This is a genomic window from Halolamina pelagica, assembly GCF_900115675.1.
Classification (GTDB): Archaea; Halobacteriota; Halobacteria; order Halobacteriales; family Haloferacaceae; genus Halolamina; species Halolamina pelagica.
The window spans coordinates 476,557-488,241 of record NZ_FOXI01000001.1; the positions used below are offsets into that span (position 1 = coordinate 476,557).

Consider the following 11,685-nt stretch of genomic DNA (forward strand, 5'->3'; position numbering starts at 1 on the left):
CACTCCGAGTATGGAGCGGATTCAACTCGGGAACACCGTTTTCGAGGGGGCGAACAACGTCTACCTGCTGCAGGGCGACGAGACGGTACTCGTCGACGCCGGCGTCGCCACCGAACCGACCCGCGGGGAGTTCGTCGACGGGTTGGCGTCGTTCGGCGTCACGCCCGAAGACGTCGACCGCGTGTTCCTGACCCACTGGCACTACGACCACGCCGGCCTGGCGGGGATGATCCAGCAGGCCGGCGGCGCGACCGTCCACGTCCACGAGGCGGACGCGGAGCTCGTTTCCGGCGAGGAGGCGTCGCTGATCGAGGACCGAACGCTCCAGCAGGAGACGTTCGAGGCGTGGCAGCTGCCCGACGGCCCTCGCGAGGAGCTCCTCTCGTTCCTCGAGGGCCACGCCGAACTCGCCGGCGAGGACGTCGACGTGACGCCGTTCTCCGGCGGCGACCGGTTCGCGGTGAACGGGTTCGAACTCGAAGCGGTCCACCTGCCCGGTCACTCCGCCGGCCTCTCCGCGTTCGCGTTCGAGGACGACGGGGAGCGACAGGCGTTCGTCGGCGACGCCATCCTGCCGAAGTACACGCCCAACGTCGGCGGCGCCGACGTGCGGGTCGAGTCGCCGCTGGCGAAGTACGTCGACAGCCTGGTCGAAGTCGTCGAGCGGGACTGGGACCGAGCGCTGCCGGGGCACCGCGACACGATCGAGGAGCCCGCCGAGCGCGCGCGTGAGATCATCGGCCACCACCGCGAGCGGACCGAACGCGTCGTCGACGTCCTCGACCGCCACGGCGCCTGTGACGTGTGGACCGTGAGCCACCACCTGTTCGGGGAGTTGGACACGATCCACATCCTCCACGGGCCGGGCGAGGCGTTCGCCCACCTCGACCACCTCGCGCGACACGGCGTCGTCGAGCGCGAGGCGACCGACTACCGGCTCGCCGTCGACGAGCCGGACGTCGGCGCGCTGTTCCCCGATCCATAGGCGTCCTCGCCGGCGCGTTCGGGAACGATGCCACGAGTGGTGTGCTTTTAGGTCGGAAGTCCGGAGTAGGGGTATGACGGAAGCCGACCCCCAGTACCAGGTCGCCGTCGTCGGCGGCGGCCCGGCGGGACTGACGACCGCACTCTACACGACCCGACTCGGCCACGACACGGTGCTGATCGACCGCGGCGGCGGCCGGGCGGCGATGATGCAGGAGACCCACAACGTCATCGGCATCACCGAGGAGACCTCCGGCAACGAACTGCTCCGGACCGCCAAACGCCAGATCGAGTCCTACGGCGCCGACACCGTCCGCGGGATGGTCTCGGCCATCGACGGCGAGGTCGGCGGGTTCGAACTCGCCGTCGGCGACGACAGCTACACCGCCGAGCGGGTGGTGCTCGCGACGGGGTTCTCCGACCAGCGTCCGGACCCGCCGCTGCCCCGCACCGGCCGCGGCCTCCACTACTGCCTGCACTGTGACGCCTACATGTTCATCGACGAGTCGGTGTACGTGATGGGCCACTCCGAGAGCGCCGCCCAGGTCGCGATGATCATGCTCAACTTCACCGCCGAGGTGGACGTGCTGCTGCGCGGCGAGGAACCGGAGTGGAGCGAGGAGACCGACCGCCAGCTCCGTGCGCACCCGATCGACGTGATCGACGAGGAGATCACGGGGATGAACCGCGGCGAGGACGGCTGGCTGGAGTCGTTCGAGTTCGCGGACGGGACGGTCCGGGAGTACCGCGGCGGGTTCCCCATGTACGGCTCGGACTACAACGCCGACCTGGTGGATGCACTCGGCGTCGAGCGGACCGACGGCGGCGCCGTCGCCGTCGACGACCACGGGCGCACCTCCGTCAAGGGCGTCTCGGCGGTCGGCGACCTCACGCCCGGCCACAACCAGATCCCGGTCGCGATGGGCGAGGGCGCGAAGGCGGGGATCGGACTGCACTACGACCTGCGCGAGTTCCCCAAGTCGCTCGAGGAACTCGACGGCGGGTCGGTGGACCCGGCGTCGACGCCCGCGGTGTCGGCGGAGATCCGTGAGGCTGCCCGCCGCCGGGACGAGTCCGAAGCGCCGACAGCCGACGACTGATCGCGCCCGGGGGCAGTCGACGCGAAGGGGAACGCCCTTATTTCTGCGTGTGGTTACTCCGAGTGCGCACCGATGGTCTAGTGGCAGGACCTGAGCCTTCCAAGCTCATGGCCCGGGTTCAAATCCCGGTCGGTGCATCTGTCACGTGCTGAGTCCGCTAGCGGATTCTCCGTTCCGAAGTGAAGCAACACAACGCTGTATCCGTGGTTGAACACGCTCGAGGTTCATCACGGCAGTCCCCGACTTCTGAGGACGACGGTCGACTTCCCATATTGTGGGAATTCTGAAAATTCATTTGGGAGTTCCGGTGCTACCCCCATGTGGGTGTAAACCAATGCCAATCGAAGACCTCGCCCGAAGCGATACCGTCATGGCCGACCCCGGGACTCCCGTCACCGACCTTGCAGCGACCATGGACGAGGAGAACGTCGGGAGTATCGTGATCACGACCGACGAGACGCCGGTCGGTATCGTCACTGACCGAGATCTGACTGTCCGCGTCCTCGCGGCGGGAACTGAGCCGACCGAGCAAACCGCCGAGGACGTGATGACCACCGATCTCTGTACGGTCGACCCCGATACCGGGTTCTACGAGGCAGCCACGCTGATGGCTGACAACGGGATCCGACGGCTCCCCGTCTGTGAGGGTGATTCGCTCGTCGGGATCATCACTGCCGACGACATAGCGGAACTGATCGCCGACGAGCAACAGCTGCTCGGAGACATCATCCGAGCTCAGCGACCTGAGTACTGACTCAATCCGGGTGGAGTCCCGTTCGAAACCGAAGAGTAAGGGGAACGAGGATCGGCGAGACCGTGCTTGAGGCGATGAACGACCACTTCAGCCCCGACATGGCCGATTTTCCGGTTGAAGTCGGGGCGGGACCGAGTCGGCCGACGCCGACAGTTAGCGGTCGCGGGCCCGTTCGCGCCGACGTTCCAGCAGCGTCCGCACACCTTGCCCCGGTCCGCCCTCGATCGGCCACCCCTTCGTCCGCCACTGGGGCGGCTCCGGCTCGAACGAGTCACAGCGACTGCCGCACTCGCTCTCCGTCTGACAGCGGCCCTTGGCGCCACACACGGGTACGACTCCGCGACCCGCCCGCGCGACCTCGAACTTCCGACAGTCCGGCCGCATCGTCTCCGTGATCGAGCGCCACCCCTTGCCGTAAGCTCGCTCGGCGATCAGACGCCGGCGCCGTGCTTTCTCCTCGGCGTCGAACTGATCGCTCGGCGCCCCGACCTCGAGTTCCGATGGGAGCCAGTCGACCGTCGCCGCGTCGGCGCCGACGCCGACGCCGTCGGCCGTCCCGAAGTCGAACGTCAGCACCCCCGCCTCGACCGGGAACTGTCGTAACAGGGCCGGCTCCACGCGGTCGCCGGTTCGACCGGTCGCGAGCCACACCTCGTCGGCCAGCGCGGTTTCTACGTCGTGTTCCAGCTGGTCCGAGAGCGCGGCGGCGGCGCTGGCGTCCAGGTCCGGTTTGTTCTCGACGGCGACGATTCGCTCGACCCAGTCGGGGTAAGGACGCTTCCGGCGGATCTCGATCCGGTTGCCGCTCTTGCGCTCGTCGACCAGCCCCCGCGATGCCGCGCGGTGGATCGCTTCCCGAACGTAGCGCCAGGGGTAGCCCGGGTCCGGGAGCGCGTCCCGGTAGTAGGCCCACTCAGCGGGGGCGTGGCGGACGATCGGGAGCAGGTCGCCGTCGATCGCGCGGTCGCCGAACGATCGACGGGCGGCGAACCCCGCCGGGTCGCACTCGATCACGATGGTGTCCCAGCGGCGCCGCTGGGTGCCGAGTTGGCGCGAGACGATCACCGGCGTCCCGTCGGCGGAAGCGCCGCTGGCGTCGCCGCCACCCGCCTCGGTGGGGCGCCAGTCGAGTTCGGCCCAGCGACAGACCAACAGCTCGAAGCTGAACTCCGAACCGACGGTGGGGGTCGGCACCGCTTACGCCGGCGTACCGACGTATCCCTCGCCCTCGGCCTCCTTCACGTCGTCGAGGTACTCGTGGGCCTCCTCGAGGATGTCGCGGGGGCCGTCCTGCGTGATCGTGTTGAGGGCCTGATCGTAGTCCCGCCACTGCATGTCGCGGTGTTCGGCCGAGAGTTCGGCGCTGGCCTCGAACGACCGGGCGATGAACAGGTGGACCGTCTTGTGGATCGTGTTCCCGTTGGCCTCGAACACGTAGTTGTACTCCCTGCGAAAGCCGTCGATGAGTCTGAAGTCCTCGATGCCGGCTTCCTCCGTCACTTCTCTGATCGCGGTCTGTTGGAGCTCCTCTTCCCCCTCGACCCCGCCCTTGGGGAACTCCCAGTCCCCGGGTCGGCTCTTCAGGAGCAGGTACTCCCGTTCGCCGCGGGTGTCGCGGAAGAGGATGGCTCCGGCAGACGTCGCTTCGACCGTCATTAGGTCTCGGTACGCGTCGTGCTCTTAAATTGGCTTCGGTGGGCCAAAACCCCGGTTCAGCATCCGTCCTGTCAGCCACCGGTAGATGCGCTTTTCACGCTCGAACCCAACCTCCGAGTATGACCTTCGTCACGACGCTGACGTTCCGGAGCGGGGACCGGGCCGTCCTCGACGACACCGTCACGGGGCTCAAAGACCGCGTCGAGCGCAAGGGCGCCGAGTGCAAAGGCCCCCACCAGGAACAGCCCGAACACCACACCGTCCCGCTGTTCAGCCGCTGTCAGCCGGGCGAGCAGTGCGACCCCTGGAACTACACCGTCTACACGCGCTGGCTGGAGATCCACGGCTCCGACCACATCGCCCGCGAGGTCGTCGCGACCGACCTGCCGGACTCGATCCGGGTCGAAGTCGACGTGGAGCGCCGCGCGAGTCAGGCCTACCGCTGACGGATCGTCTCTCCGATCGAGCAGTCTCCTTCTCCCCCGGAAAAACGCCGACGCCGACTCAGACGAGCTCGGCTTCGCCAGTCGACCTGTCGGCGTCGAACGCCGTCACGCGGATGCGTACCTCCTCGTCGACGGCCACGTCCGTGTCCGGCAGGCGGAGTCGCGTATCCCCGATCCGAACCAGCGCGTCGTCGCCGTCGCGACCCGTGACGATTACGGGGAGTTCGTCGCCCGGTTGGTACTGCGGCGTCGCCGTTCGGAACTCGAGCCCCGCCAAGAACGCGTCGAGTCGGCTCATACGCGACTCACCTCCTCGCTCTCGCGGTCGCTAACGTACTCGCGACCGAACCCGGTCACCGCCGCGAACAGGAACACTGCCACGAGGAACCAGCCGTGGAACACGTACGGGAACACCGCGGCCGGGTTGACGATCATGTCGGCCGTGAACCACGCGTACTCGTCGGGGAGCGTCTGCATCGCGGAGTAGCCAGCGAGCACGCCGCCGCCCCACGGGAAGATGTAGCCCAGCGCGGAGGTGTTGGCGTCGAGGATGTTGGCCCGGCGGTAGCCGTTGATGTTGAACCGCCGGCCGAGCGTCCGGACGTACGGCGCGATCGCGATCTCGGCGGCGGTGTTGATGGTGACCATCGCGTTGACCATCGCGGTCCCGAGCACCATCGTCACCTCCGCGCGCCGGACCGTCGTCGCGACCCGCTCGAGCAGCCAGTTCTGGAGCGCCTCGAACCCGCCGCCCCGGCGCATGATCTGTGCGCCGGCGACGATCAGCAGCGTGAGGACGATCAGCGGGAAGAAGCCCACCGCACCGTTGTAGAGGCTGCCGCCGATCCCGGCCTCACCAGCCGGGACTGTCTCGACGACCGCCCCGATCAGCGGCGCCGTGTCGAAGGTGGCTGCGAGCCCGGAGCTCTCCGGCGCCATGAACACGAGCACGTCGCTGACTCCCACCTCGACCAGGTCGAAGTAGCCGAGCAGGACGTTGAGCACGAACGCGGTGGCCAGCCCCCACGAGACCGCCTCGACGATGTGGCGACCCCGGATGGCCGTGCCGATGACGATCGCGACCGGGATCAGGTGGAGCAGCCCCCACGCGGCGCCCGCAGTCACGCCCGACCCGGTGGCCGGAGCGGTCGTCGCCATCGTCGTCCCGGCGATCAGGAAGGCGAAAAACGCCGGTACCGCGGCGGCGACGGCGTACTTCACGCGCGAGGCGACCACGCCGCCGATGTCGGCGTTCTGTGTCACCGCGCTCACGATGGTCGTGTCGGAGACCGGTGCGAGGTTGTCCCCGAACACGGCGCCGGAGAGGATCGCCCCGAACAGGAGGATCGGGTTCGTCCCGAGCAGGAGCCCCGCCGGGAATACGAGCGTCACGAAGGCGATGGTCGTCCCGTACCCCGTTCCGATCCCGGTCGCGAGCACCCCCGCGAGCAGGAACGTCACTGCCGGGAACAGCGTCGCCCCGACCTCGGCGGCGTTCGCGGCCCAGACCAGCCCGTCGACGAAGCCGCCGGCCTGGATGGTGTTCGCGAACATCCCCGCCCAGAGCCACGCGACGGCGGCCGTCGCCGCCACCTTCTGGGTCATCCCCTCGAAGATGGCGTCCGCGTACGCCTTCCAGTCGCCCCGGACGAAGGGGAGCCCCGCGATGAGGCCGACCAGCATCCCGACGACGAGCCCCGAGGTGTCGCCGATGCCCAGCACGCCGGACTGGAACACGGCCCAGACGATGAACACTCCGATCGGGATGGCGCTGATCGCTGGCCCACCGTGGAACTCGAGGCTCCGACCTCGCTCTGCGTCGATCGTTGGCTCCTCTTCCATACACTATGGTGGCGGCACGGGCTGGAATAAATCATACGTCACAGCGATCCCCCTCGTCCACGGGGCACTCGCTGCCGCCACGCCGGGGTTTAAGCGCCTGCCGGCCGACCGATCCGGCGTGACCGTAGACGCCGACGCGCTGACCGAACTCCGCCGAGATCTCCACCGCCATCCCGAGCCGGCGTGGTGTGAGTTCTACACCACCGCGCGCATCGTCGAGGAACTCCGGGCTCGCGACGTGGACGAACTCCACGTCGGCCCGGACGCGCTCGAAGACGACGACGAGCCGCGGATGTCCCTCCCCGACCAGGCTACCCGCGACGAGTGGAAGGCGCGCGCCGAGGAAGCGGGCGCCGACGCCGACCTCGTCGACCGTCTCGACGGCGGCAACACCGGCGTCGTCGCGGTCGTCGAACGGGGCGAGGGACCGACGATCGGCCTCCGGGTCGACATCGACGGCCTCCCGATCCCCGAGTCCGACGACGCGGACCACGTCCCCGCGGCCGAGGGGTTCCGTTCGGAGAACGAGGGGTACATGCACGCCTGCGGGCACGACGCCCACGCGACCGTCGGGTTGGGCGTGCTCGACGCGGTGCGACACAGCGACTTCTCGGGCACGCTGAAGGTGTTCTTCCAGCCCGCGGAGGAGCGCGTCGCCGGCGGCGGCCCGATGTCCCGCTCGGGCCACTTGGACGACGTGGACTCCCTCTACGCGGTCCACATCGGGCTCGACCACCCGACCGGCGAGATCGTCGCCGGCGTCGGCGGCTTCCTCGCCGTCTCCGGGTTCGAAGCCGAGTTCACGGGCACGCCGGCCCACGCCGGCGCCCACCCCGAGGAGGGCGACAACGCGATCCAGGCGATGGCCGAAGCCATCACCGGCATGTACGCCGTCCCGCGCCACGCCGACGGGCCGACCCGAGTGAACGCCGGCGTCGTCGACGGCGGAACGGCCTCGAACATCATCGCCGAGGAGGCCCGGATGGAGTGTGAGGTTCGCGGCCAGACCACCGAACTGATGGAGTACATGTGGGAGGAGACGGGCCGAGTCGTCGACGCCGCCGCCGACATGCACGACGTGGACGCGGAGCGCACCCGGAACTCCCGCGCGCCCTCCGCCGAGAGCGACGAGGAACTCGCCGCGGTCGTCGCCGACGTGGCCGAGGGCGTCGAGGGCGTCGACTCGATCATGGACCACGACGACCTCGGCGGCAGCGAGGACGCGACCTTCCTGATGAACCGCGTGCAGGAGAACGGCGGGAACGCCTGCTACGTCGGCCTCGGCACCGATCACCCCGGCGGCCACCACACGTCGACGTTCGACGTCGACGAGGAATCGCTCCGTATCGGTGTGAAGACGCTGGCGGGGGCGATCGAGGCACTCGGCGAGCAGGCGGACTGATAGATCGGCACTCCCCACGAACGACCGGAGGGAGTGAGTGGGCCAAGGAGACCCCGGAGTTCCCGCGAGGGTACCGAGCGGGAACACGAGAGAGCGGAGCTCTCTCGGAGGGGTCGACGCAGGCTTTTGGTCGAGCTTTTGCAAGGGCCCTCCGGGGCCCGCAGCAAAAGGTCGAGTAGCAAACGGTCGAGTTCTAGTACTTCGGATCGGCGCCGGTCTGCTCGTAGACGCGCTCCATGATCGAGTCGCGCTGGTCCTGCCAGCGCGGGAGCGCCGACGGGCGATCCGGGTAGCTCTCGTAGTGGGCAAGCAGTTCCTCGGCGAGGTTCCGGACTTGGTAGATCTCCCAGAGCTGGCCGAGGTGGCCGATCGCGCCGCGAACGGTCTTGAGCGCGACGCCGGGGCTGATCGAGGTCTTACCGGAGTAGAGCGCCTCGGCGATGGGCTCGCCCGGCAGCGAGGCCAGCATCGACGTGAGTTCGTCCACCTCGACGGCCGTCGAGAGCACGTTGTACACGTCGAGCGCGGCGTAGCGCGCGCCGAAGTGGTCCATGATCCGCTCGTTGTACCGCCAGAGCTCCTCGTCCGTCCGCCCGTTCGAGATGGCCGCGATGGCTTCTTCGGCGGCGTACTGGCCGGAGTAGGCTGCGCCGGCGATCCCGCCGCCGGTGGTGGGGTTGACCAGCCCGGCGGCGTCGCCGACCGCGACGAGGCCGGGGGCCGTCGCGGAGTCGTACGGTCGCCGGGTCGGGAGCGCGGCGCCGAGCTTGTCGACGACCTCCGCGCCCTCGAACTCGGGGCGGCTCCGGAGGTCGTTCCGGAGGTCCTGGACGAGCTTCATCGGCTCCTCGGTCATCTGGAAGCCGAGGCCGACGTTGATCGTCGTCGGCGTGCGCGGGAAGTACCAGAGGTAGCCGGAGGCGCGGTCGGTCGGCTTGAACACGAGCGCGTCGTCCCACTCGACCGGCTCGGGGACCTCGACGATCTCGCGGTAGGCCGAGCAGAACTGGGAGTAGGAGACGTTCGTGTCGAAGGTCGCGTCCGAGAAGTCGGTGTTGTCCTGGAGCACCGAGAGCGCGCCGGCGGCGTCGACGGTGATCCCGGCGCGGAACTCCTCGACCTCGCCCTCGCGCTTGCCGCGGACGCCCTCGACGCGGCCGTTCTCCTGGATCACGTCGTTGACGACCGTGTCGTAGTGGAACTCGGCGCCGGCCTCGTCGGCGCCGTCGATGATCTTGCGGCCGTACTCCCAGCGGTCGATGACCGCGAGTTCGCCCGGGACGGGGATGTCGAGCACCGTGTCCTCGGAGGGGATCTCGAAGCGCCCGTGGTCGACCGCGGTGTTGGTGAAGGAGGACTCGATCTTCGACTTCGGGATCGCGTCGGGGAACGAGTCCGCACCCTTCAGCGCGTCGCCGCAGGCGATGTGGCCCGCCTCCGCCTCGCTCTTGCGCTCGACGACCGCCACGTCGAGCCCCTCGCGGGCGGCCGTCGCCGCCGCGTAGCAGCCGGACGTGCCGGAACCGACGACGACGATGTCGTACTCGTGTGTACTCATTTGCCAACCCTCGGGTGGGAGGGTGCAAAACTCTTTATCACGAAGGTGGGGGCGGTCGCGCGTGCTCGGTCAGTCGTCGCCGATCTCGGAGAGCCACGTCGCGACGCGCTCTCGGAACCCCGCGAACAGTCCGTCGGTCGACGCCTCGCCGTCGAGGCGCCATCCCGCCTTCTCGGCGGCGTCAGTGACGTGGACGAACTCCCAGCCCAGTTGGATCGCCACGCGGCGGTCCGCCGCGGTCGCGCCGACGTAGACGTGCCGCGGCGTCGCCGTCGATGCCCGGATCCGCTCCATAGCGAGCCAGATGTCCTCGTCGTCGGCCAGATCGAACTCCTGCCGGAGGTCGTGGTCGGCGACGGCCGCCTCGAGCCCCTCGCGGTCATTGTCGACGACACCGATGTGTCGACACCAGGTTTCCGCGTCACCGAACGCCGCCGCTGGGTCGGCGAGCCGGCCGAGGGCCGACAGCGAGAACGCGAGCGTCATCTCGCCGGTGGCGTCGTCGCTGTCCATAGCTCGTGAATCAATCGCACGCGTGAAAACGACTGGGTGGGAGACTACCCCTCCCACTCCTCGTAGTCGCCGTAGATCCCCTTCGAGAGGTAGCGCTCGCTGGAGTCGGCGAACACCGTCACCACCGCGTCGTAGGGTGCGTCGATCTCGCCGTCGGCGATCCGTCGGGCCACCCGCTTCGCCGCCACCGCGTTCGCGCCGGAGCTGGAGGCCACGAGGTGGCTCTCCTCGGCGGCGAGGCGCTGGACCTCCGCGTGGGACTCCTCGTCCGGGACGGCGTGGACCTCGTCGACGAGTTCCGGCTCGAACAGCTCGTTGGTCGACGTGTCGTGGGTACCGATCCCCTCGGTCTTGTACTCGCTTTCCTCCCGCTCCTCGCCGAGGAGGGTGCCGTAGAGCGACCCCTCGGGCTCGACGGCGGCGACGTGGGTATTCGCGTGCTGTTCGCGCCCGTAGCGCGCGAGTCCCATCAGGGTGCCCGCCGTCCCACAGCCGGCGACGAGCGCGCCGACCTCGCCGTCGAGCGCGTCGTAGACCTCCGGCGCGGTGGTCTCGTAGTGGGCCTCGGCGTTGAGCGGGTTCGAGAACTGCTGGGGGACCGCGGCGTTGTCCAGTTCGTCCGCGAGTTCGTGGGCGCGCTCGATCGCACGGGGCATCCCGTCCTCGCTGGGCGTGTTGATCACTTCGGCGCCCAGCGCGCGCATCAGCGTCTGTTTCTCGACGGAGAACCGTTCGGGGACGACGAACACCGCGTCGAGGTCGAGCTGGCGGGCGGCGACCGCGATGCCGATGCCCGTGTTGCCCGCCGTGGGTTCGATGATCGTGCCGCCGGGGTCGACGTCGCCCTGCTCCAGCATCCCTTCGAGCATGTACTTCCCGATGCGGTCCTTGATGCTGGCGCCGGGGTTGAACGACTCCAGTTTCGCGTAGACGGGGACGGCGTCGGGGCTGTCGTGGACGCGGACCAGCGGCGTCTCGCCGATGGTGTCGAGAACCGAGTCCAGAGGTTCCCGATGAGTGGTCATACGGGGACGTGGAGGGTAACCGTTGTGTAGTTTACCATCTCCGAGGGCGGTCAGCGACCCGTGCCGCTCAGTCGTCGGTGGTCGCCGTGTCCTCGTTGGGTGCCGGCTCGTCCTCGGCCTCGCTGATGTGGGCCTCGGCGGCGACGGCGTCGACGTCGATGTCGTACTCCGCGGCGATGGCGTCGAGGACGGCGCGCTGTTCGGCCAGTTCGTCCTCGACGGTGCCGACGCGCTCCTTGGTCTCGTCGACGGTCTGTTGAGTCTCCTCGACCTCCTCGCGGAGCTTGTTCATCCGCTCGTACACCTTCTCGGCCTTCTCCGCGACGGTCTGCAGCTTCTGTGCGGTGCTTCCGAGTCCGACCATACTCGAGGGGTAGGGGCGGAGGCTTGTGTCGCTTCCGGTGG

13 protein-coding genes and 1 tRNA gene are annotated in these 11,685 nt (G+C 68.7%); 6 read left to right on the forward strand and 8 right to left on the reverse strand.

Going from position 1 to position 11,685, the window contains the following annotated elements:
* The first annotated feature begins 10 nt into the window (after positions 1 to 10).
* From BMZ83_RS02420 to BMZ83_RS02435, 4 genes are all read left to right on the forward strand, one after another.
* The gene (locus BMZ83_RS02420) at positions 11 to 985 is read left to right on the forward strand and encodes an MBL fold metallo-hydrolase (RefSeq protein WP_074875223.1); all 975 of its coding nucleotides are present in this window, start codon (positions 11 to 13) and stop codon (positions 983 to 985) included.
* Positions 986 to 1,058: 73 nt separating this feature from the next.
* Positions 1,059 to 2,084 (forward strand): NAD(P)/FAD-dependent oxidoreductase, encoded by a 1,026-nt coding sequence (locus tag BMZ83_RS02425; protein ID WP_074875225.1) that lies wholly within the window; start codon positions 1,059 to 1,061, stop codon positions 2,082 to 2,084.
* Between the two features lie 66 nt (positions 2,085 to 2,150).
* Positions 2,151 to 2,221: transfer RNA gene (locus tag BMZ83_RS02430), tRNA-Gly, on the forward strand.
* Between the two features lie 197 nt (positions 2,222 to 2,418).
* Positions 2,419 to 2,838: a CBS domain-containing protein gene (locus BMZ83_RS02435; RefSeq protein WP_074875227.1), complete on the forward strand. Its 420-nt coding sequence runs from the start codon at positions 2,419 to 2,421 to the stop codon at positions 2,836 to 2,838.
* Positions 2,839 to 2,991: 153 nt separating this feature from the next.
* Here the strand turns inward: BMZ83_RS02435 and BMZ83_RS02440 are convergent, their stop codons facing one another.
* Positions 2,992 to 4,032: a DUF5787 family protein gene (locus BMZ83_RS02440; protein ID WP_074875229.1), complete on the reverse strand. Its 1,041-nt coding sequence runs from the start codon at positions 4,030 to 4,032 to the stop codon at positions 2,992 to 2,994.
* 3 nt (positions 4,033 to 4,035) lie between these two features.
* Complete coding sequence (locus BMZ83_RS02445) at positions 4,036 to 4,494, reverse strand: bis(5'-nucleosyl)-tetraphosphatase (RefSeq protein ID WP_074875231.1); 459 nt, start codon at positions 4,492 to 4,494, stop codon at positions 4,036 to 4,038.
* 119 nt (positions 4,495 to 4,613) lie between these two features.
* On the opposite strand from BMZ83_RS02445, the gene BMZ83_RS02450 reads away from it, so the two are divergent.
* On the forward strand, positions 4,614 to 4,940 hold the full coding sequence (locus BMZ83_RS02450) for an uS10/mL48 family ribosomal protein (protein ID WP_074875233.1): 327 nt from the start codon (positions 4,614 to 4,616) through the stop codon (positions 4,938 to 4,940).
* A 58-nt stretch (positions 4,941 to 4,998) separates the two neighbouring features.
* On the opposite strand, the gene BMZ83_RS02455 is transcribed toward BMZ83_RS02450, so the two are convergent.
* Entirely contained in the window at positions 4,999 to 5,238 is a 240-nt protein-coding gene (locus BMZ83_RS02455; protein WP_074875235.1) for a DUF7513 family protein, read from the reverse strand.
* Positions 5,235 to 6,782: a Na+/H+ antiporter NhaC family protein gene (locus BMZ83_RS02460; protein WP_074875237.1), complete on the reverse strand. Its 1,548-nt coding sequence runs from the start codon at positions 6,780 to 6,782 to the stop codon at positions 5,235 to 5,237. The genes BMZ83_RS02455 and BMZ83_RS02460 overlap by 4 nt, the downstream gene beginning before the upstream one ends.
* Before the next feature lie 118 nt (positions 6,783 to 6,900).
* Here BMZ83_RS02460 and BMZ83_RS02465 point away from each other — a divergent pair, with 118 nt between their 5' ends.
* The gene (locus tag BMZ83_RS02465; protein ID WP_074875239.1) at positions 6,901 to 8,184 is read left to right on the forward strand and encodes an amidohydrolase; all 1,284 of its coding nucleotides are present in this window, start codon (positions 6,901 to 6,903) and stop codon (positions 8,182 to 8,184) included.
* A gap of 193 nt (positions 8,185 to 8,377) precedes the next feature.
* On the opposite strand, the gene BMZ83_RS02470 is transcribed toward BMZ83_RS02465, so the two are convergent.
* From BMZ83_RS02470 to BMZ83_RS02485, 4 genes are all read right to left on the reverse strand, one after another.
* Positions 8,378 to 9,742 (reverse strand): geranylgeranyl reductase family protein, encoded by a 1,365-nt coding sequence (locus tag BMZ83_RS02470; protein WP_074875241.1) that lies wholly within the window; start codon positions 9,740 to 9,742, stop codon positions 8,378 to 8,380.
* Between the two features lie 69 nt (positions 9,743 to 9,811).
* Complete coding sequence (locus tag BMZ83_RS02475) at positions 9,812 to 10,255, reverse strand: DUF7124 domain-containing protein (RefSeq protein WP_074875244.1); 444 nt, start codon at positions 10,253 to 10,255, stop codon at positions 9,812 to 9,814.
* A 44-nt stretch (positions 10,256 to 10,299) separates the two neighbouring features.
* A complete protein-coding gene (locus tag BMZ83_RS02480) occupies positions 10,300 to 11,280 on the reverse strand; it encodes a PLP-dependent cysteine synthase family protein (protein ID WP_074875246.1) in 981 nt (326 codons plus the stop codon).
* 67 nt (positions 11,281 to 11,347) lie between these two features.
* On the reverse strand, positions 11,348 to 11,644 hold the full coding sequence (locus BMZ83_RS02485) for a DUF5798 family protein (protein WP_074875248.1): 297 nt from the start codon (positions 11,642 to 11,644) through the stop codon (positions 11,348 to 11,350).
* Positions 11,645 to 11,685 lie beyond the last annotated feature (41 nt).